The organism is Sulfitobacter sp. W002 (assembly GCF_025142135.1).
Lineage (GTDB): Bacteria > Pseudomonadota > Alphaproteobacteria > Rhodobacterales > Rhodobacteraceae > Sulfitobacter > Sulfitobacter profundi.
Genome location: NZ_CP081127.1, coordinates 116,315 through 136,041, shown reverse-complemented (window position 1 = coordinate 136,041; position 19,727 = coordinate 116,315). Strand labels below are relative to the sequence as shown.

21 protein-coding genes are annotated in these 19,727 nt (G+C 62.0%); 13 read left to right on the top strand and 8 right to left on the bottom strand.

The window, feature by feature from the left end; genetic code table 11:
• Positions 1-30: 30 nt before the first annotated feature.
• The 5 genes from K3758_RS17425 to K3758_RS17405 are packed head-to-tail and all read right to left on the bottom strand — an operon-like array spanning position 31 to position 4,496.
• On the bottom strand, positions 31-516 hold the full coding sequence (locus K3758_RS17425; protein ID WP_067628709.1) for a DUF6505 family protein: 486 nt from the start codon (positions 514-516) through the stop codon (positions 31-33).
• On the bottom strand, positions 513-1,229 hold the full coding sequence (locus K3758_RS17420) for a biotin/lipoate--protein ligase family protein (RefSeq protein WP_259950218.1): 717 nt from the start codon (positions 1,227-1,229) through the stop codon (positions 513-515). Before K3758_RS17420 ends, K3758_RS17425 begins: the two co-directional genes overlap by 4 nt.
• Positions 1,226-2,296 carry an iron-sulfur cluster carrier protein ApbC gene (gene apbC, locus K3758_RS17415; protein WP_259950217.1) on the bottom strand — a complete coding sequence of 357 codons (1,071 nt, stop codon included), beginning with the start codon at positions 2,294-2,296 and terminating at the stop codon, positions 1,226-1,228. The genes K3758_RS17420 and apbC overlap by 4 nt, the downstream gene beginning before the upstream one ends.
• A gap of 5 nt (positions 2,297-2,301) precedes the next feature.
• Entirely contained in the window at positions 2,302-2,505 is a 204-nt protein-coding gene (locus K3758_RS17410; RefSeq protein ID WP_259950215.1) for a DUF6494 family protein, read from the bottom strand.
• A gap of 26 nt (positions 2,506-2,531) precedes the next feature.
• A complete protein-coding gene (locus K3758_RS17405; protein WP_259950208.1) occupies positions 2,532-4,496 on the bottom strand; it encodes a 4Fe-4S binding protein in 1,965 nt (654 codons plus the stop codon).
• A 381-nt stretch (positions 4,497-4,877) separates the two neighbouring features.
• On the opposite strand from K3758_RS17405, the gene K3758_RS17400 reads away from it, so the two are divergent.
• From K3758_RS17400 to parA, 13 genes are all read left to right on the top strand, one after another.
• Entirely contained in the window at positions 4,878-5,417 is a 540-nt protein-coding gene (locus K3758_RS17400) for a DUF3305 domain-containing protein (RefSeq protein ID WP_259950207.1), read from the top strand.
• The gene (locus tag K3758_RS17395) at positions 5,414-6,055 is read left to right on the top strand and encodes a DUF3306 domain-containing protein (protein WP_259950206.1); all 642 of its coding nucleotides are present in this window, start codon (positions 5,414-5,416) and stop codon (positions 6,053-6,055) included. The genes K3758_RS17400 and K3758_RS17395 overlap by 4 nt, the downstream gene beginning before the upstream one ends.
• Positions 6,052-6,660 (top strand): molecular chaperone, encoded by a 609-nt coding sequence (locus K3758_RS17390; protein ID WP_259950205.1) that lies wholly within the window; start codon positions 6,052-6,054, stop codon positions 6,658-6,660. The genes K3758_RS17395 and K3758_RS17390 overlap by 4 nt, the downstream gene beginning before the upstream one ends.
• A 65-nt stretch (positions 6,661-6,725) precedes the next feature.
• A complete protein-coding gene (locus K3758_RS17385) occupies positions 6,726-6,938 on the top strand; it encodes a twin-arginine translocation pathway signal protein (protein ID WP_259950204.1) in 213 nt (70 codons plus the stop codon).
• Positions 6,939-7,040: 102 nt separating this feature from the next.
• Positions 7,041-10,028: a formate dehydrogenase subunit alpha gene (locus K3758_RS17380; RefSeq protein WP_259950203.1), complete on the top strand. Its 2,988-nt coding sequence runs from the start codon at positions 7,041-7,043 to the stop codon at positions 10,026-10,028.
• 12 nt (positions 10,029-10,040) lie between these two features.
• Positions 10,041-10,634, top strand: a complete 594-nt coding sequence (fdh3B, locus tag K3758_RS17375; protein WP_067266580.1) for a formate dehydrogenase FDH3 subunit beta — start codon at positions 10,041-10,043, stop codon at positions 10,632-10,634.
• Between the two features lie 66 nt (positions 10,635-10,700).
• A complete protein-coding gene (locus K3758_RS17370) occupies positions 10,701-11,900 on the top strand; it encodes a formate dehydrogenase subunit gamma (RefSeq protein ID WP_259950198.1) in 1,200 nt (399 codons plus the stop codon).
• A 31-nt stretch (positions 11,901-11,931) separates the two neighbouring features.
• Positions 11,932-12,057 carry a hypothetical protein gene (locus tag K3758_RS17365; RefSeq protein ID WP_259950196.1) on the top strand — a complete coding sequence of 42 codons (126 nt, stop codon included), beginning with the start codon at positions 11,932-11,934 and terminating at the stop codon, positions 12,055-12,057.
• Positions 12,058-12,074: 17 nt separating this feature from the next.
• The gene (locus K3758_RS17360; RefSeq protein ID WP_067627430.1) at positions 12,075-13,430 is read left to right on the top strand and encodes a sigma-54 dependent transcriptional regulator; all 1,356 of its coding nucleotides are present in this window, start codon (positions 12,075-12,077) and stop codon (positions 13,428-13,430) included.
• A 244-nt stretch (positions 13,431-13,674) separates the two neighbouring features.
• Entirely contained in the window at positions 13,675-14,433 is a 759-nt protein-coding gene (locus K3758_RS17355) for an amino acid ABC transporter substrate-binding protein (protein WP_259950191.1), read from the top strand.
• A 3-nt stretch (positions 14,434-14,436) separates the two neighbouring features.
• On the top strand, positions 14,437-15,111 hold the full coding sequence (locus tag K3758_RS17350) for an amino acid ABC transporter permease (RefSeq protein ID WP_120352433.1): 675 nt from the start codon (positions 14,437-14,439) through the stop codon (positions 15,109-15,111).
• Complete coding sequence (locus K3758_RS17345; RefSeq protein WP_259950189.1) at positions 15,108-15,842, top strand: amino acid ABC transporter ATP-binding protein; 735 nt, start codon at positions 15,108-15,110, stop codon at positions 15,840-15,842. The genes K3758_RS17350 and K3758_RS17345 overlap by 4 nt, the downstream gene beginning before the upstream one ends.
• Positions 15,843-15,935: 93 nt before the next feature.
• Positions 15,936-16,574, top strand: a complete 639-nt coding sequence (gene parA, locus K3758_RS17340) for a ParA family partition ATPase (RefSeq protein WP_259950188.1) — start codon at positions 15,936-15,938, stop codon at positions 16,572-16,574.
• A gap of 105 nt (positions 16,575-16,679) precedes the next feature.
• On the opposite strand, the gene dctP is transcribed toward parA, so the two are convergent.
• From dctP to K3758_RS17325, 3 genes are read right to left on the bottom strand one after another with little or no spacing between them, the layout of a single operon-like run.
• Complete coding sequence (gene dctP, locus K3758_RS17335) at positions 16,680-17,768, bottom strand: TRAP transporter substrate-binding protein DctP (protein ID WP_259950187.1); 1,089 nt, start codon at positions 17,766-17,768, stop codon at positions 16,680-16,682.
• Positions 17,769-17,789: 21 nt separating this feature from the next.
• Positions 17,790-19,112, bottom strand: coding sequence for a TRAP transporter large permease subunit (locus K3758_RS17330; protein WP_205570937.1), 1,323 nt, complete (start codon positions 19,110-19,112; stop codon positions 17,790-17,792).
• Entirely contained in the window at positions 19,102-19,602 is a 501-nt protein-coding gene (locus K3758_RS17325; protein WP_067936149.1) for a TRAP transporter small permease subunit, read from the bottom strand. Before K3758_RS17325 ends, K3758_RS17330 begins: the two co-directional genes overlap by 11 nt.
• Positions 19,603-19,727: the final 125 nt, after the last annotated feature.

The window sequence follows — 19,727 nt, the reverse complement described above, 5'->3', positions numbered from 1 at the left end:
ACCATCCGCGCCCTAACCGGCGCGGGTGGTTCATTCGGGCAGGTCGCCGTGGATCGCGAATTGCTCTAGTCCTGCATCCTGCGGCTGGATCATGCGAAAGCTTTCACGGACGCCCGCGTCGGTCAACTCGCGCGCCACGGTTAGCAGGCAGTTGGGCGCGTGATCGGCGCAGAGGTCGATCATCTGGGCCAACTCCTCTTTCGCTACGGGACGCGCGGCATCGACCGAAGGTGCACCGTAGTAGGTGACGAAATGCTGCGCCAGCAGCGCGGCGAGGGTCTCGACCTCGGCTTCTTCGATTTGGGTCACGGCGACAAAGGTCACGCGGCCAAAGGTTTCGAGCCCGAGCCAGCCATTGGCGAAGGCTTGGCGGGCTTTGCCGGTCAGATCGCCCTCGGTCCAATCGGAAAACTCGAACCCGCCAGAGATGCACCATTCCCCGGTGCGGGCGGGCGAGGCGAAGACGTTGCGGTCGCTCTCATCGAAATGGATCGCGCGGGCGAGTTTGAGGGTCATGGTGCGGGCTCCAATAGGGTGGTGAGCGGGATCAGGCGGGTCGTCTCTCCCGCGCGCAGTAACATGCCGAAGTCCTCGTCGACACCGATGAATGTACCGCTTGCGCCCTGCGCGGTCACCTCTTCGTCGATCCCATAGGCCAAGCCGCGCCATTCGCCATGCAGGCTGGCAGGGCCGAGGTCTTCCCAGCGGTTGATCCAGTGCAGAGTGTGCCGCGCCCAGGATTCGACTAGGGCAGGGGGCTGCACCTCGGCGCAGCCTTCGGCATAGAGCGCGGTTTGACCCGGGTTCAGACCCGTTTGCGCCATGTCAGGGTCGTTTGCGGGGTAGAGCGGCAGGGTGAAACCGACAACGAGCCAATCGGGCACCGCCGCCGGATCGCTTGTCGCGGCCATCATCCGCAGCGCGCCGCAGGCCGCGCCGTTCACGCGGATGCCGCCGTTCCATTCCAGTTGCACCGCGATTTCAGGCGGCGAGAGCGCGCCGAGGGCGTTTTGAAAGCCCACCCCGCAAAGCGGCAACATCGCCACCGCGCGGGCCAGCGGCACCTCGGGGGCAAAGACCAGGGCCGCCTGCATCTCGGCCCCGTCGAGCCGGTAGGTGATCAGACCCGCATCGCAGCCCTCGGCCGCGCGGGCGCAGGCGGCGGCAAGCGCATCGCCCGCGACCGCCTCTCCCGACATCAGCGGGGGGAAGGACAGCGGGTCGCTCATGCGGCGCCAGCGTCCACGAGTTGCTTGGCGATGGCGTGAAAGGCCGCGGCCTGTTTGCTGTCGGGCTGGCTGACGGTGATCGGCGCACCGCCGTCCGAGGCGAGACGGATCTGCAGATCAAGCGGCACTTCGGCGAGCAGGGGCACGCCCCATTTCTCGGCCTCGGAGGCGACACCGCCGTGGCCAAACACATGCTCTTCGTGTCCGCAATTGGTGCAAATATGCGTCGACATGTTTTCGATCATGCCGAGGATCGGCACCTTCAGCTGGTTGAACATATCGATGCCCTTACGCGCGTCGATCAGAGCCACATCCTGCGGTGTAGAGACGATAACCGCCCCATCCACGTGGGCCTTTTGCGCCAGCGTCATCTGCACGTCACCAGTGCCCGGCGGCAGGTCCACGATCAGCACATCAAGCGCGCCCCATTGCACCTGCGTCATCATTTGCTGCAGCGCGCCCATCAGCATCGGCCCGCGCCAGACCACGGCTTGGTCTTCGTTGGTCATCAGGCCAATCGACATCATGGTGACGCCGTGGTTGCGCATCGGCAGGATCGTTTTCCCATCTGGCGAGGCGGGGCGGCCAGAGACGCCGAGCATGCGCGGTTGGCTGGGGCCGTAGACATCGGCATCCAGCAGCCCGACCCGGCGGCCTTGGGCGGCCAGCGCACATGCGAGGTTGGCCGAAACGGTGGATTTGCCGACGCCGCCCTTGCCCGAGGCGACGGCGATGATCCGGTCAACGCCGGGGATTTTTTGTGGGCCGGTTGGCTCCGCTTTACGCTGCGGCTTGAGGTCGGGCGGCGGGGCTTTCTCGCTGTGGCCGGTCAGCACGATAGAGACTTTCGACACCCCCTCGACCTGCGCCAGCGCCGCTTCTGCCTGCGCCTTGGCCTCCTCATAAGCTTTGGCTTGGGCGGGAGGGATCTCCATCACGAAACGCACCGCGCCCGCGTCATCCACATTCAGCGCGCGCATTACGCCGCTGGCCACGATGTCTGTCCCCGTGGCCGGATCGGTCACGGTCTTCAAGGCGGTCAGGACCGCTTCCCTGCTGGCTGTCACGTCGCTTATGCCTCGCCCTTGTCCGCGCCGGCGATGGTGCCGTCGATCTCATGCTCCAGCCTCAGTTCGGGGATGGTGATCACGGCCTTGACCGCAAACTCTTTGCCGCTGGTGTCATGGTCGCGCATGGCCTTTTCGATGGCCTGCTGCGAGGTCACGCCGACCTGTTTGAGAAACTTGCGCATCGACATGTTGAAGTCTTCGCTCATGGGTGGCTCCTGTGCTTGGGGGCGGCCTAGTGGTCGCGCCGTTTGGAGAGGTAATCGTCGGTGGTCCGAGGGCGCGGGCGTTCGTTGCCGGTCATCGGGTTGTTGGTGCTGTGATACTGCGCATTGATCCGGCAGTCATCGCACATCTGGATCATCCGCAGTTTTGCCTCATCGGCAAACATCGAATGGCTGCGCAGCTTGTCGGTGATTTTCTCCACGGTCGATTTCACGCCAAAGAGGCTCCCGCATTCGACGCAGGCAAAGGGCTCTTCCTCGTTCAGCACGCGCTGGCTCAGCGCGGCTTCGGTCAGGTCGAGGCGCGGCGCGAGGGTGATGGCATCCTCGGGGCAGACATTGGCGCAGAGCCCGCATTGCAGGCAGGCGTCTTCCTGAAAGCGCAGTTGCGGCAGGTCCGGGTTGTCGCCAAGCGCGCCCGAAGGGCAGAGCGATACGCAGGAAAGACACAGCGTGCAGGCATCCTTGTCGACCAGAACGGCACCGTAGGGCGCACCCTCGGGCAGGTCCAGCACCTCGGCCTCAGGGTTGAGCGCCCGCGCCGCCTGCCGCGCAATCTGGCGGCGGCTGCCCATCGGGCGCACCGGCTGGGCGACGGGGGCAGGGGCCTCGCCGTCATAAAGAATGTCGGTCAGCGCCTCGGGGTCGGGGGTGTCGATCAGGGACATCCGCGCGTCCCCCGCAATGGCGCGGGCCAGCGCGGTCTGCGTCTCAATCGCGTCGCGGTCGGCCTTGGGGCCAAGCAGAAGCGAGACATGGGCGAACCCGGCGGCGAGCGCGGCCAGCGCCTCAGCATGGCCAAAGGCGGCGAGCGCATCGAGCTCCATCGGCACCACATCGGCAGGCAGTCCGCGCCCGTGGCGTGCGGCAAGGCGGATCATCTCGGCACCATGAGCGTCATGCACCATGAGGCGCGGCGCTTCCCCGCTCGCTTCGAGAAAGGCGCGCGCCAGTGTCTGCACCCGGCGCATGGTGAAATCGACGGGCGGTGCGTCATAGCTGATCGCACCCGAGGGGCAGGCCGAGGAACAGGCACCGCAGCCCGCGCAGATCATCGGGTCGATCGCAACATGATCACCGTCGGGTGTGATCGCGCCAGTGGGGCAAAGGTCCAGACAATTGGTACAGCCGGTTTGCCCCGCGCGGGAATGGGCGCAGAGCAGCGGCTCGGTCCGCACATAGAGCGGTTGCTCAAACGTGCCGGTAAGATGCGAGGCCGCGAGCACGGCGGCGGCCACGGCAGGCGGGTGGCCGGGATCGGCGCGCAGGTAGCCTTCGCGCTTTTCATGCGCCGGGAACAGCGGGGTCTCGCCGCGCAGGTCGATGATGATGTCACATCGGCTGCGCGCACCGTCGCGCGGCGCGGTCCAGTTGAGCGGGCCCCGGCCACGCGGGTCGACCTGCCGCAGCGCGTCGATCACCACTTCGAACTGTCCAAGCGCGCCCTTGGCACGGCGCAGCTTGCCGGAAATGAGGTCAAAATCGCGCACCTCGGGCAGATTGTCCTCGGCCTGTGTCACCGCGTCGTCCATCAACAGCGTGACGCTCAGGTGGTCCTTGAGCTGCGCCGCCGCCTCCAGCGTCGCCGGGCCGCGCCCCACGATCAGGCAAAGCCCTTCGGAGCCAACATCAATGGTTTTCTCTGCCGGGGCGTCCAAAAGCGCCTCGGCTGCGAGGGCGGACATTTTGGGTAGTTTGTCACGGGGGTCATCCGACCATCCGGCCCGGTCGCGCAGGTCCAAGAGGGGGGCAGGGGGCAGGCCCAATTCCTCGGCCAATTCGGTAAAGACCCGCTCTTCTTGGGTGCAGCATAAAATTGCGTCCCCGGCGGTCAGGGCCTTGGCCGCCCGGTCAATCTGGGTGGTGCAGAGGGCCGAACAGGGGGGCGCGACCGCCAAACCGCTGCGCTCGGCCAATGCATCAGAATCGATACGCTGCGACCCTGCGCAATCGCATGTTATCAATGTCTTGGCCATGAATTTTCCCTTATCTCGCACGTCAATCCGCAGCCCATCTGGGCAGGGCAGAGGCCCCAAGCTAGACGGGATTTGCCACCCCCTACAACCGAAATTCGCGGCGCGGCGGTGCGGCTCCTAGGTGGTGAAGCAGGCAGAAACGGCGGTCTGCGGAGGCAGTGATTCGAAATTTGTGATTCGCCCATTCTCTGAGCGAAACACTCAAGTTAGACAATTAGGCCGAGGCGCCATTGACGGGCCAAGCCGATGGGCCATCTTGTCTCGAAAGCCGGGTTTTTCGGGCTTTGGCGCGGATTAGCGCTTCCCCCGGACCGGCCTTTGCGGCGAAGGTCGTTGAAACGGAGGAGCAATTTGATTCACAACCCGACAATGTATCGGACGATGCCCTTGGGCATTGTACTGCGGCGCGCGCCGGGGGTGACCCGTTGGGCCAAGTGGAGCTGGAAAGCGACCGCCGTGCTGCCCGGTGCCGGGGAGGCGGATTGGCGCGAGCTGCGCCGCGACGGCGAGATCGTCGAGTACCACGCCGCCACGCTCAAGCTTGACCTCCACGGAGCCGAGACCGAAGCCTATGTCCACGGGCTCGGCGCGGATGTGCCTTGTGTCTATGTTGTGATGCGCCCCATTCCCGGTGCGACCGACCGCCCCTTCAAACTCGCGCTGGTCACGGCATCTCCCTATGAGGCGCAGGATTATTGCGACAGCGCCGAAGAGGTGGTCGAAAAGGTCGCGATGACGCCGGGTCTGTTGGCATGGGTGCAAGAGTTCGTCGAAGAGTTCCACCAAGAGGAAGCCTTCGTCAAACGCCGCCGGGATCGGCTGCGCACTGATCTTAAACAAGACGGGATCGGGGATCCGCGCATTGAAAAGCCTGCGGACGTTTACGCCTCGCCCGCGCTGAAACGAAAGCGTCTGGCATGAGCGGTTTTTGGCAGAAACGCCGCGCCGCCGTCGCGGCTGAGGCGGAAGCCGAAGTGCGCGTTCACGCAGCGCAGGTGGCAGAGGCTGAAGAAGCCGCGCTGGCCGAGCGCAGCGATGATGACCTGCTGGCCGAGTTCGATCTGCCCGCGCCCGAGGATCTGGTGAGCGGCGAACAGTTGCGTGCCTTTCTCAAGGCGCAGCTGCCGCAACGGCTCAAGACCCGCGCGCTGCGCAGCTTTTGGAAAACCAACCCGGTGCTCGCCTGCCTTGACGGGTTGAACGATTACGACGACGATTACACAGCGGCGGCGACGGCTGGGAAACCGGTTAACACGATCTATCAAGTGGGCCGCGGCATGGTCTCGAAGGTCGAAGAGGTGCTGACCGCTGAGGCCGATGCACCGGAAGAGACGGTTGAGCGCGCTGACAATGACGCGCCCGTGCTGGCGTCGACCCATGATGTTGTCGTGCCCGGCCCCCGCCGGACCGAAATGGCGCTGGCCCCAGATGCGCCTCTTGAGGTGCATCATGCCGCCCCGGCAGAAGAAGCCGAAGCGCAGCCCGCGCCAACCCACCGCCGCATGCGGTTTCACTTCGCCAGTGATATGGCACAAGACATGGAAGGTAGCAGCGCATGACCCAATTGGCCGCGACGCCCCTGCCCGAAGAAGACCGCCTGCGCGCGGACCTTTACAACTTCATGGGCCTGATCCTTGCCGGACCGCCGGATCAGATCCTGCTGGATCAATGCGCGGGCCTGTCGGGGGATGACAGCGAGTTGGGGCAGGGCTTCAAGACGCTGTCGAAACTCGCCGCCAAGACCAAACCCTCGGGTGCCGAGAGTGAGTTTAACCGTCTATTCATCGGGCTGGGCCGGGGCGAGCTTTTGCCCTATGCGAGCTTTTACCTCACCGGATTTCTCAATGAAAAACCGCTGGCCGCCCTGCGCCAAGATATGGTTGCACGCGGGCTTGAGCGGGCGGCGAATGTGTTTGAGCCCGAAGACAACATCGCGTCGCTGATGGAAATGATGGGCGCGATGATCGCGGGCCGTTTCGCGTCCCCCGCGACGCTGGCGCAGCAAAAGACCTTTTTCAATCGGCATATCGCCCCTTGGGCCGGGCACTTCTTTGCCGACCTCGAAGGCGCGAAAAACTCGGTCTTCTATGCCCCCGTGGGCAAAATTGGCCGTGCCTTCATGCAGATTGAAGCCGAAGCCTTCCGGCTCAGCAAAGACGACTAGACCCACCGCGATGAGACAGGCGGGGCCGCGCGCCCCTGAACAAGAGACGTAACAGGAGAGAGAAGATGACACGCAAGCCAGAGGGTACCACCGACGCACCCGTTCGCAAGGACCGGCGCGACTTCCTGAAATTCGCGGGCTCCGCCGCGCCCTTGGCCGCCGTTGCCGTGGCCACCATAGGGACCGAGGCCGAAGCGGCCCAAGCCCCCGACCTGTCGTCGGACCGTATCCAAGACACCGAGCACACGCGCGCCTACTACGCCGCCGCGCGGTTCTGACCAGATAACAGGGGCGCGGCCCCGAAACTTGGCAGGGCGAAAACGCCCGCCGTTCAATAGCCACCTCAGGCGGGGACCAGCCCGCGCATAGGGAGTGAAGATATGTTGAGGAAAAAGACCAATGGGGTCGCGCGGTCTGCGCAGCGGACAGGCATCATGTCCGATGTGGCGCGCAGCGGTATTGACCGGCGCGCGTTCCTGCGCGGTTCGGGCCTTGCCATCGGCGGGCTTGCCGCAATCGCAGGCACCGCGGGCAGCGTGCAACAGGCATCAGCCGCCACCGCAGCCGTCAGCGGAAAGATGGAAGTCAAGAAATCCGTCTGCACCCATTGCTCGGTCGGCTGTACCGTCATCGCCGAAGTGTCGGACGGTGTCTGGCTCGGTCAGGAACCCGGTTGGGACAGCCCGTTCAACCTCGGCGCGCATTGCGCCAAGGGCGCTTCGGTCCGTGAGCACGCCCATGGTGAGCGCCGCCTGAAATACCCGATGAAGAAAGTCGGCGGCGAATGGCAGCGGATTTCTTGGGAGCAGGCGATCAACGAGATCGGCGACCAGATGCTGTCGATCCGTGACACTTCCGGCCCGGATTCGGTCTATTGGCTCGGCTCGGCGAAACACTCCAACGAACAGGCCTATCTGTTCCGCAAGTTCGCGGCTTATTGGGGCACCAACAACGTCGACCACCAGGCGCGGATCTGTCACTCCACCACCGTGGCGGGCGTGGCGAACACGTGGGGCTACGGCGCCATGACCAACAGCTACAACGACATCCACAAGTCGCGCGCGATCTTCATCATCGGCGGCAACCCCGCCGAGGCGCACCCGGTGTCGCTGCAGCACGTGCTGAAAGCCAAGGAAGAGAACAACGCGCCGCTGATCGTCTGCGATCCGCGTTTCACCCGCACCGCGGCCCATGCCGACGAATATGTGCGGATGCGTCCCGGCTCTGACGTGGCGCTGGTCTGGGGTATCCTCTACCATATCTTCGAGAACGGTTGGGAGGATGAGGAGTTCATCCGCACCCGCGTTTGGGGCATGGATGAAATCCGTCAGGAAGTCGCCAACTGGACCCCCGATGAGGTTGAGCGCGTCACCGGCGTGCCCGGCGAACAGCTTCAGCGCGTCGCGCGGACACTGGCCAACCACCGCCCCGGCACCGTGATCTGGTGCATGGGTGGCACGCAGCACACCAATGGCAACAATAATACCCGCGCTTACTGCATTTTGCAGCTGGCCTTGGGCAACATGGGCACCGCCGGCGGCGGCACCAACATCTTCCGCGGCCACGACAACGTGCAGGGCGCGACCGACCTTGGCGTTCTGGCCGATACGCTGCCGGGCTACTACGGTCTCTCCGATGGCTCTTGGGCGCATTGGGCGCGGGTTTGGGGTGAGGATCTGGAATGGATCCAGAGCCGCTTCGCCGCTTGGACCGATGGCGCGGGCGAAGAGCAGAAGATGATCAACCTCACCGGCATCCCGGTGTCGCGTTGGATCGATGGTGTCCTTGAGGATCGCGAGAACCTTGAGCAGCCCGACAACACCAAAGCGATGGTGCTCTGGGGCCACGCGCCGAACTCGCAGACCCGTCAGGGTGAGATGAAAACCGCGATGGAAAAGCTCGACCTGCTGGTCGTGGTCGACCCATACCCAACCGTCTCCGCCGTTCTGCACGACCGGACCGACAACACCTATCTGCTCCCGGCCTGTACGCAGTTCGAAACCTCCGGTTCCGTGACTGCATCGAACCGCTCGCTCCAGTGGCGCGAAAAGGTTGTCGAGCCGCTGTTTGAAAGCCTGCCGGACCACACGATCCTCTATAAGTTCGCCAAGAAGTTCGGCTTTGATGATCGCATGTTCCGCAACATCGAAGTGAACGGTGAAGAGCCGCTCATCGAAGACCTGACGCGCGAGTTCAACAAAGGCATGTGGACCATCGGCTATACCGGGCAGTCGCCCGAGCGGATGAAGATGCACATGCAGAACCAGCACACCTTCGACAAAACCACTCTGCGTGCCAACGGCGGCCCGGCGGATGGCGATTACTACGGCATGCCATGGCCCTGCTGGGGCACGCCCGAGATGAACCACCCCGGCACGGCGAACCTCTACGATATGTCGCTGCCGGTGGCCGAAGGCGGTCTGACCTTCCGCGCCCGTTTCGGGGTGGAACGTGACGGTGAGAACCTGCTCGCCGAAGGTGTCTATTCCGCCGGTTCGGAAATCAAGGACGGCTATCCCGAATTCACCATGCAGATGCTGATGGATCTGGGCTGGGATGGTGATCTGACAGCCGATGAGCGGCGCATCATCGAAGCGGTCGCAGGCTACGAAGCGCCTGAGAACGCGGATGATGGTCAGGCGGAAGTCGGTGAAACCTCGCAACAGGGTGAAATCGATTCCGATTACGTGGCCCAAGTCGGCGGCATCAACTGGAAGACCGACCTGTCGGGCGGCATCCAGCGGGTGGCGATCGAGCATGGCTGCGCGCCCTTCGGCAACGCCAAGGCCCGCTGCGTGGTCTGGACCTTCCCCGACCCGGTGCCAAAACACCGCGAGCCGCTCTATTCCAACCGGCGCGATCTGGTGGCGGATTATCCGACCTACGAAGACAAGACCTTCTGGCGGGTGCCGACGCTTTATGCCTCGATCCAAAAGAACGACTTCTCGCAGGAATTCCCGATTATCCTCACTTCTGGCCGCTTGGTCGAATATGAGGGCGGCGGGGACGAGACCCGGTCGAACCCATGGCTTGCTGAGTTGCAGCAGAACATGTTCATCGAGATCAACACCCGTGACGCCAACAACCTCGGCGTGCGCGACGGGTCCGACGTTTGGGTCGAAGGGCCCGAGGGTGGCAAGATCAAGGTGATGGCCATGGTCACCGAACGGGTGGGCGAGGGCGTGGCCTTCATGCCCTTCCACTTCGGCGGGCACATGGGCGGCGTCAGCCTGCGGGACAAATACCCCGATGGGGCCGATCCGATTGTTCTGGGCGAAAGCACCAACACGGTTCAGACCTACGGCTACGATTCAGTGACGCAAATGCAGGAGACCAAAGCGACTCTCTGCAAGATTATGCCAGCGTAAGGAGACAAGAGAATGGCAAGAGCAAAGTTTCTCTGCGATGCCGAGCGCTGCATTGAATGCAACGCATGTGTAACGGCTTGTAAGAACGAACACGAAGTCCCTTGGGGCATCAACCGCCGCCGCGTGGTGACAATTCAGGACGGCCAACCGGGCGAACGCTCGATCTCGGTCGCCTGTATGCACTGCTCGGATGCGCCCTGTATGGCGGTCTGCCCGGTGGATTGTTTCTACCAGACCGACGATGGCATCGTGCTGCACTCCAAGGACCTCTGTATTGGTTGCGGCTACTGCTTCTACGCCTGCCCCTTTGGCGCGCCGCAGTACCCGCAGGCTGGCAACTTCGGCAGCCGTGGCAAGATGGACAAATGTACCTTCTGCGCCGGTGGCCCCGAGGAAAACCACAGCCAAGCCGAATTCCAGAAGTACGGCCGCAACCGGATCGCGGAAGGCAAACTGCCAATCTGCGCCGAGATGTGTTCAACCAAGGCGCTTCTGGCCGGTGACGGGGACATGGTCTCCGACATCTACCGCGAGCGCGTCGTCGCACGCGGCTTTGGCTCCGGCGCTTGGGGCTGGGGCACGGCTTACGAGCAAAAAGGCCAGTAACGGCTTTCGGGGCGGCCTGACCGGGTCGCCCCTTTTCTCCATATCTGTCTAGCCGGGGGATTTCCCATGCTGCGCCACCTGATGGCTCTTTTCATTCTCGCCTTGGCCGCGCTGCCGGTCAGCGCCACGGCGCAGGACGTGCGCCTGCCCGAGAACGCGACCCCCTCGGCCATTGACCGCACCAGCACCGGCGGGGCGCAGAACTTGGCCGACATCGAACGCCGCCAAAACGGCGCCGAGATCGACGACGGATTCCGGCGCAACAATCTGGGGGGTGACGCCGCTACGGTGCCGGGCCTTGGCCCGCTCGGCGGGCGCTCGGACCCGGACCTGTGGCGCGGCATCCGCTATAACGAATTGCCCGTGCGCGTCAGCACGATGAACAAGACGGGCCGCGTCTTGGTGCAAGACAACGGCATGTGGTGGCAGCGGTTCCGCGAGGGGCCGCTGGCCACCTACGGCGCTTGGCTTCTTGCCGGCACGCTGGCCGTGCTCTTGCTGTTCTATCTCTTGCGGGGGCGGATCCGCATCGAAGGCGGCAAGGTCGGGCGTACCATCACCCGTTTCAAAGCGATCGAACGGTTTGCCCATTGGATGCTGGCCGGGTCTTTCATCCTGCTCGCGCTGACGGGTTTGGCCACGCTCTTTGGCCGCAAGGTGGTCATTCCGCTCTTGGGGCATGAATTCAACTCGGTCCTGCTGACCGGGTCAAAGTTCATCCACAACAACGTGTCATGGGCCTTTATGATTGCGCTTATCATGGTCTTTGTGATGTGGATTTGGCACAATATCCCGAACAAGACCGACTGGGTTTGGATCAAGCAAGGCGGCGGTTTCATCGGCGACAAACACCCGCCCGCGAAAAAGTTCAACTTCGGGCAGAAGATCGTCTTTTGGGCCGTGATCCTGCTGGGCTTCTCGGTCTCGCTCTCGGGGCTGTCGCTGCTGTTTCCCTTTGAGATCCAGCTTTTCGGCCATACCTTCAATCTTATCAATGACATCGGCATGGCCGAAGCCGCAGGCTTTGGTCCGCTTCAGGGCGATCTGACGCCCCATGCGGAAATGCAATATGCCCAGCTTTGGCACGCGATCATCGGCTTTTTGATGATGGCGGTGATCTTGGGGCACATCTATATCGGGACACTCGGTATGGAGGGCGCCTTTGACGCCATGGGCAACGGCGAGGTTGATGAACGTTGGGCCGAGCAGCACCATTCGCTCTGGCTTGATGAGGTCAAAGATGACAAGCGGACCCCCGCAGAATGATGGGCGGCGTTCAGGTAAAAGGATACGCGCAATGAAAGCCATGCTGGCAGGGTTTCTGGGCGTCGCGGTGATCGGCGTTGTGGCCTATTTCGGACTGCATGAGATAGGCTTTTCCTCGGCTGAGGTCTATTCAGGTGAAAACGTCCGGTTGGACTGACACCGAAGAGGCATATCATGGCGGCAGGCGATGAATACGGCGGCACGCTCGAAGGCGCGTCGATCCTTGTGATCGACGACGAACCGGGAATGCGCCATTTCCTGACCAAGATTTTGGAGCCGCGTGTCAAGCGCGTGGCACAGGCCGCGTCGCCTGCAGAGGCCACCAAACTCTTGGACGAGGCGCATTTCGATGTGGTCGTTCTGGACAATGTCATGCCCGGCAAAACCGGGCTGGAATGGGTTGTCGAGCAGCGCCGCAAAGGGTTTTACGCCGACACGGTTCTGATCACCGCCTATGCCGATCTGGAAACCGCCATCGCCGCGCTGCGCGCGGGCGTCAGTGATTTCGTGCTGAAACCCTTCCGGGCGAACCAAATCCTCGGCGCCGTTTCCCGCACGCTCGACCGCAAGAACCTGCGCCGCGACAACACGCTGTTGCGGCGTGAATTGCAGGGCGGGGCAGCGGTGCAGATGCTTGGCAAGTCCGAGGCCTTGTCGAAGGTGCGCGGGATGCTGAACCGGCTTGCCCCGGTCCCGACGCCGGTGCTTTTCACCGGGGCCAGCGGCACCGGCAAGGAGTTGGCCGCGCGGCAATTGCACCAGATGTCTGACCGCGCCGACCATCCTTTCGTTGCGGTCAACTGCGCCGCCATTACGCCGGATCGGATCGTGCCGGAACTCTTCGGTGCGGTGGAGGGGAACGAAACCCTACAGCCGGGGCTGTTCCTTTTGGCCGATGGCGGCACGCTGTTCCTTGATGAAGTGGCGCAGATGCCGGAGCAGTTGCAGGCGGCCCTGTTGCGGGTATTGGAAGACCAACGCATCCGGCCCGAAGGGGCCGAGCGGGAAATTCCGCTGAACCTGCGGTTTCTTTTCGCCACAAATGCCGATCTGCCCAAAGCGGTGGAGGAGGGGCGTTTCCGCGCAGACCTTTATCACCGCATGAATGTTGTCGAAGTCGCGATGCCGCCGCTCAAGGACCGCTCGGATGATATCGTCGAACTGGCGGCGATGTTCATGCAGCAATTCTCGACCGCGCTTGGCATGCCCGCGCTGCGGTTGGATGCCGAGACATTGCTGAAGCTGCGGCGCTACGATTGGCCGGGCAATGTGCGAGAATTGCGAAATCTGATCGAACGGTCGGTCATCCTCGGCAGCCTGCCCGAAGCCTTTGCGGGCCATGGCACCGTCGATGGGCCAAGGGCAATCGAGGATCTCGAACTGGTCACACAGCGCCACATGCTGCACATTCTTGATCTTTCGGGCGGCAACCGGGCCGAGGCCGCGCGGCGTTTGGGTGTCTCTCGCAAAACCGTCGACCGCAAGCTTGCCGCTTGGGCCGCTGAGGGGCTGGATATCGACGCACTTTGAGGGGCGCAAAGCTATGTGATTTGCGCATATCCGTCCCGCAGCTGTGAATTCCATCCTGCCTTTTGGGAATTCTGTTCTGTCTCTGGGGTCACAATAGGAAATTCGACCCGCGCATACCCGATGGCCAAAGCTCTCATTCCATCTGAACCGATCCCGCCCGTCAAACGTTCCTGTTTCAGCAACGGTGTTGAAGCGGGCGGCGCCCGGTGACATCTGATGCTCAAGCGTTACAGGAGTAAATTCAATGCTGAAACAGATCGTTACCGCCGCCGCGCTCGCCGCGGTCTCTGGCACCGCAGCCTTCGCCCAAGATAATGAAACGCTCCGCGTGGGCATGTCGGGCGGCTATTTCCCATTCACCTTCGTTAAGCAGGACGTGCTTCAGGGTTTCGAAGTCGACGTGATGAATGCTGTCGGCGAAGAGGCGGGCTTTGAGGTTGAATTCGAAACCATGGCCTTTTCCGGTCTGATCGGCGCGCTGGACGCAGGCCGAATCGACACGATCGCCAACCAGATCACCATCACGCCAGAGCGTGAGGAAAAGTTCGCCTTTACCGCGCCTTACGTATTTGATGGTGCGCAGGTCGTGACCAAAGAGGGCAACGAAGAGATCGGCGGCGTCGAAGACCTGCGCGGCAAAACCGTGGCGGTCAACCTCGGCTCGAACTTCGAGCAGCTTTTGAACGAGCTCGACTTTGCAGATGAGATCGAGATCAAGACCTATGAATCCAACATCGCCCAAGACACCGCGCTTGGCCGGGTGGATGCATTCGTGATGGACCGGGTTTCCTCTGCCCAGCTGATTCAGGAAAGCCCCCTGCCGCTGCAACTGGCTGGCAAGCCTTTCTCCGAAATCCGCAACGCGCTGCCGTTCCAAGACAATGAGGAAGGCCGCGCCCTGCGGGACCGTGTCGACACCGCGCTGGAGTCCCTGCGCGAAGACGGTACACTGACCGAAATCTCGGACAAATGGTTCGGCACTGACATCACCAAAGCGGAGTAACCCATGCGGGCGCTAGACCTTGACTACATGCTGGGGCTGGTGCCCGTCATATTGGGCTATGTACCGTTAACCTTGTTCATGGCGGTGGCGGGGATGGTCTGTGCACTCATCCTCGCCTCGCTTTTGGCTGTCGAACGGGTGGCCAAAGTGCCTGTTCTCGACTGGTTCGTAATCGTCTTCATCAGCTTTTTCCGCGGCACGCCGCTGCTGGTGCAGTTGTTTCTGTTCTACTTTGGCCTGCCGCAGGTGCTGTCATTCCTGTCGGATATCAACGGTGTGACCGCCGCCATCATGGGGCTGACCTTGCATTTCTCGGCCTATATGGCCGAGAGCATCCGCGCCGCGATCATGGGGGTCGACCGCAGCCAATGGGAGGCCGCGCAATCCATCGGCATGACCCAAGGCCAGATGATGTGGCGTATCATCCTGCCACAGGCTGCCCGGATCGCCGCGCCCACATTGGTCAACTATTTCATCGACATGATCAAAGGCACCTCGCTGGCCTTTACTCTTGGCGTGACCGAAATGATGGGCGCAGCCCAGAAAGAGGCGGCGGGCAGCTTCCTTTACTTCGAGGCCTATCTCGTTGTGGCGATGATCTATTGGGTCATTGTCGAAGCGCTTAGCCAGATGCAAAAGCGGCTTGAAACCTATCTAAACAAGGCGTTCGTCCGATGATTGATATCACTGGCCTGACCAAACATTTCGGCGGCGCGCCTGTCCTCAATGGCATTGATTTGCAGATTGCCGAAGGCGAGCGCGTGGTCATCATCGGCCCCTCCGGCACGGGGAAATCGACCCTGCTGCGCTGTCTCAACTTCCTCGACGTGCCGCAGGCGGGGACCATTCGCATCGGCGATGTGACGGTTGACGCCGCAAAGGCGCGCAAGGCCGACATTCTGGCGCTGCGCCGTCGGACCGCGATGGTGTTTCAGAACTACGCCTTGTTCGCCAACAAGACGGCGAAAGAGAACATCATGGAGGCGCTTGTCACCGTGCAAAAGCGCCCCAAGGATGAGGCCGAGCAGCGCGCGCTTTCGGTCTTGGCCGAGACCGGTTTGGCCGACAAGGCCGACAGTTTCCCCGCGGCGCTGTCCGGCGGGCAACAGCAACGTGTCGGCATCGGCCGGGCAATGGCGCTTGGGGCCGAGTTGATGCTGTTCGATGAGCCGACATCCGCGCTTGATCCTGAATGGGTCGGTGAGGTGCTGGACCTGATGCGCGCGGTGGCAGAGCGCAAACAAACCATGCTGATCGTGACCCACGAGATGCAGTTCGCCCGCGAGATCGCGGACCGGGTGATCTTTATGGACGGCGGCAAGATTGTTGAGAGCGGCCCGCCATCTGAGATTTTCAGCGCGCCCAAGGATGCGCGATTGCAAAAGTTTCTCAAGCGTGTCGAGGGCTAGGCGGGCACCGCGCGCCTGTCGCGAGGTATTTGTCGCTTTTACCGGGATGGCCCGCTATGCTGCGGTGCAGAGAACCTATTGAAGGCTTGGCAAATGAGCGCCCGGATTATCTGTGTAGCCCAACAAAAGGGTGGGGCAGGCAAGACCACCCTCGTTTCGAACTTGGCGATTGCCTATTTGGCAGCGGGCAAAAGCGTGGGCCTGTTGGATACGGACCCTCAAGGCAGCCTTGGCAAGTGGCTCGACATTCGCGAAGAGATGCTTGGGCTTGATCCAAAGCTGAAGTTCGCCACGGCGACCCCCTATGGGATATCCCGCGCCATCCGGACGGTCGGCAACGAGGCTGATGTCATTCTCATCGATACGCCCCCCAAAGCGGATAGCGATGTGCGTTGGGTCTTGCGCGACTCGGATCTGGTGCTCGTGCCGGTATCGGCCAGTCAGGCCGATGTTTGGGCGACCCATGACGTATTGGATTTGGCCGAACGGGCGCAGAAACTGACGCATATCGTGATGAACCGTACCCGCGCCGGCACGCGGGTCGGCGATGACGTGGCCAAGTCGGTGGCCGAGCTTGGGGCCGGGCGGCTTGAAGCGTCGCTGGCCAACAGAGTGATCTACGCCGATGCCCTTGGCCGGGGTCTGGGTGTGGTCGAGGCGAAAAAGTCCGGCCCCGCCGCGGATGAAGTTCGTGCGCTGGCGCAAGAGGTCGCAGGTATTCTTGAACTGTAATCCCGGCTGGCGGGGTTAACTCTGTCGCGGTACAAACCAAGCCCCTCCGAACGTAGAAAGGCCCGCCATTTGGCGGGCCTTTCCGTTAGAACCGATAGGTTCAAATCACTCCGCGCAGGCGCGGATTTTTTCGATGTCCGGGCCGTTGGGCGTGCGGCCCAAGTTGAACGGCGCCGAAGCGTCACGCCATTTGGCGTAGTCGTTCAGATACTCCAACTGGCTCAGGTAAACCTTTGCGGAATCGGGGTTCTCACAGGCGGTTTCTTCGATGGTCTCGTTGGCCATTTCCTGAACGGTCGCCAGCGTCTCATCGTCGTAGCGGTTGATCTCGATGCCCGCATCGAGGAACTGCTGATAGGCTTCAGTCGCGCGCTTCTCGGTGAAGGAGAGCGACCAGACGAGGTTGGCTTGTGCCGCGATTTCAAGCGCTTCGCGGGTTTCGTCCGACAGCGCGTCCCACGCGCCTTTGTTGATCATCACACCGAAGATCGACGCAGACTGGTGCCAGCCCGGTGTCGCCCAGTATTTGGTGACCTGCTGGAAACCGCCCGAAAAGTCGACGTTGGGGGTCGAGAATTCCGCACCATCAATCACGCCGCGCTCAAGCGACTGGTAGATTTCGCCACCGGCCATGGAAACCTGAGAGCCACCCAGTTTCTCCAACAGACGGCCTTGCTCAAGACCCGACAGGCGCAGACGCTTGCCCTTGAGGTCTTCCAGAGTGACAATTTGCTCGTTGGTGCGGAAACCGGATTCGTTGTTGGTCACGCCGTAGGGCAGATAGACCATCCCGAACTTGCCGTAGATCTCGTTATAGAGATCTTTGCCGCCCCATTGCTCGATCCAGTTGACGTAATCAACCGCGTTGAACAGGCTCGCCGTGGTCGCCAGCGGCGAGAAGGCAGAGTTGCGGCCAGCCCAGTAACCGGGCCAGTCGGCGCCAGCCTGCACGGTGTTGGATTCCACGGCGCCAAAGACTTCGCCTGCGGGCACGAGCGAGCCGCCTTCGAAGAATTCAATGGTCAGGTCTTCGCCGGTCAGCTTGTTGGCCAGATCAACGAAGTGTTTGTCGATCTCGATCAGTTCCAGCGAGGTGGGCCATGTGGTGGTCATGGTCCAGTTGTCTTGGGCCGCGGCCTGCGTGCCAAAGCCTGCGCAGAGTGCCAGACCGGCAAGTGTTGATTTCAATTTCATAATATTCTCTCCTCCGTTGATTTATTTTGTATAGAGCGTTTCCGGCAGCCAGGTGACAAGCTGCGGGAACAGTGCGATGGCCACACACATCATCAGGATCAACCCGATGAACGGCAGCACACCGACGATGATATGCGACGTCTTGACCTCGCGCGGCGCAATGGCGCGCAGGTAGAACAGCGCATATCCAAAGGGCGGGGTGAGGAAGGACGTCTGCAAAACCACCGACATCAGGACGACGAACCACAACAGGCTCACGTCCATCTCCTGCACGATGGGCAGGAAGATCGGGAAAGACAGCAGCACAATGCCGGTCCAATCAAGGAAGGCGCCGAGGATGAAGACGATGAACATCATCATCGCGATCAGCATCCAAGGGGCCATATCGAGGTTGCGGATGATCTCTTGCGTGGCGCGCAGACCCCCGGTGATGTTGAACACGCCGGTGAAAGCGGTGGCGCCCACAACGATAAACAAGATCATCGCCGAGGTGCGGCCCGTTTCCAACATCGCGCCATAAAAGCTGGCCCAAGTGAACTTGCGCCGCATGATCACGATGACCAGCGCCAGTGCCGCGCCAATGGCCGAGGCTTCGGTCGCCGTGGCGATGCCCGCCAGAAGGGAGCCGAGGATGCCAAGGATCAGCACCAGCGGTGGCACGGCTTCGATCAGCAGCATACGCACAAGCGCGGGTTTGGAGATCTTCTCATCCGGCTCAACCGCGGGGGCCATGTCGGGCCGCACCACGGCCACGATAAAGACCCACACCGCATAGAGCAGCCCCAGCACCACGCCCGGCACCATCGCACCGGCGAAAAGCTCGCCCACCGACAGGGGCGAATAGGAGGCCATAAGGATCAACATGATCGACGGCGGGATCAGAATGCCCAGACAGCCGGAGGCCGCGATGACGCCGGTGGTCAGTGTCGGGCTGTAGCCATATTGCAGCATCGGGCGCAGGGCCATCACGCCCATCACGGTGATCGACGCGCCGATGATGCCGGTGGTGGCGGCCAGCAGGATCGAGATGAAGACCACCGCCAGCGCCAGACCGCCGCGGATGTTCGACATCAAAAGCCGAAGCGATTCGAACATCTTATCCGTCACGCCCGAATCGGACAGGAACCGCGCCATCAAGATGAACAGCGGAATCGCGATCAGCGTGAAGTTGTCGAGCACATCGCCGAAAATCCGGTTGATGACGATGCCCAGCACCATGGGCTTGCCAGCGATGACAGCGCCCAAAACGGCGGTGCCGCCCAGAACGAAGGCCAGCGGGTGGCCCATGAAAAGGCCCAGCAAAAGCAGGCCAAACATGGTGAGTGCAATGAGTTCAGGCGTCACGGGGCAGTTCCTGACGGTTAAGTACGAGTTTCAAAAATTCAGCCACGCCTTGTAGCAACAAAAGACCGGCGGCGAGCGCCATGGCCATTTTCAGCGGATAGACCGGCAGCTGCACGGAGCCATATGTCGTCTCACCTTGGGCATAGGAGCGCATGGCGAATTCATAAGAGCGGGTGGTGAAGATCCACGCGAAGGGGAAGAAAAAGATCACATAGCCCGCCGCTTCGACCCAGCGTCGCAGGGTGGGGGCAAGGGTTTCGGTGATCAGATCGACCCGCACATGGGCCTGATGGCGCAGCGCATAGCCGCCCAGCATCACGAAATAGAAGCCATATAACTGTTTCGTAACGTCAAAAGCCCAGCGGGTCGGGTCATTCAGCGCATAGCGCATGAAAACGTCATAGATGATGATTGCGGCGAAAATGACGGCGACGACCGACACGATGCGCCCGACGAATTCGTTCATCTGGTCGATGAATTTTATCAAGATCTGAGCCCTCCCTGGCAGCTCGCACATTATTGGCCTTTCTGCCAAAAACAAGGCAAAAGACTAATAATAATGCTGCTTTAAGTAGCACTACGTATGCGGCTTGGGGCGGGATTGTCCAGAAGGTG

Coding starts and splice junctions, on each gene's coding strand:
- K3758_RS17425 (WP_067628709.1), bottom strand. CDS start 516: ATGACCCTCAAACTCGCCCGCGCGATCCATTTCGATGAGAGCGACCGC.
- K3758_RS17420 (WP_259950218.1), bottom strand. CDS start 1,229: ATGAGCGACCCGCTGTCCTTCCCCCCGCTGATGTCGGGAGAGGCGGTC.
- K3758_RS17410 (WP_259950215.1), bottom strand. CDS start 2,505: ATGAGCGAAGACTTCAACATGTCGATGCGCAAGTTTCTCAAACAGGTC.
- K3758_RS17405 (WP_259950208.1), bottom strand. CDS start 4,496: ATGGCCAAGACATTGATAACATGCGATTGCGCAGGGTCGCAGCGTATC.
- K3758_RS17400 (WP_259950207.1), top strand. CDS start 4,878: ATGCCCTTGGGCATTGTACTGCGGCGCGCGCCGGGGGTGACCCGTTGG.
- K3758_RS17395 (WP_259950206.1), top strand. CDS start 5,414: ATGAGCGGTTTTTGGCAGAAACGCCGCGCCGCCGTCGCGGCTGAGGCG.
- K3758_RS17390 (WP_259950205.1), top strand. CDS start 6,052: ATGACCCAATTGGCCGCGACGCCCCTGCCCGAAGAAGACCGCCTGCGC.
- K3758_RS17385 (WP_259950204.1), top strand. CDS start 6,726: ATGACACGCAAGCCAGAGGGTACCACCGACGCACCCGTTCGCAAGGAC.
- K3758_RS17380 (WP_259950203.1), top strand. CDS start 7,041: ATGTTGAGGAAAAAGACCAATGGGGTCGCGCGGTCTGCGCAGCGGACA.
- fdh3B (WP_067266580.1), top strand. CDS start 10,041: ATGGCAAGAGCAAAGTTTCTCTGCGATGCCGAGCGCTGCATTGAATGC.
- K3758_RS17370 (WP_259950198.1), top strand. CDS start 10,701: ATGCTGCGCCACCTGATGGCTCTTTTCATTCTCGCCTTGGCCGCGCTG.
- K3758_RS17365 (WP_259950196.1), top strand. CDS start 11,932: ATGAAAGCCATGCTGGCAGGGTTTCTGGGCGTCGCGGTGATCGGCGTT.
- K3758_RS17360 (WP_067627430.1), top strand. CDS start 12,075: ATGGCGGCAGGCGATGAATACGGCGGCACGCTCGAAGGCGCGTCGATC.
- K3758_RS17355 (WP_259950191.1), top strand. CDS start 13,675: ATGCTGAAACAGATCGTTACCGCCGCCGCGCTCGCCGCGGTCTCTGGC.
- K3758_RS17350 (WP_120352433.1), top strand. CDS start 14,437: ATGCGGGCGCTAGACCTTGACTACATGCTGGGGCTGGTGCCCGTCATA.
- K3758_RS17345 (WP_259950189.1), top strand. CDS start 15,108: ATGATTGATATCACTGGCCTGACCAAACATTTCGGCGGCGCGCCTGTC.
- parA (WP_259950188.1), top strand. CDS start 15,936: ATGAGCGCCCGGATTATCTGTGTAGCCCAACAAAAGGGTGGGGCAGGC.
- dctP (WP_259950187.1), bottom strand. CDS start 17,768: ATGAAATTGAAATCAACACTTGCCGGTCTGGCACTCTGCGCAGGCTTT.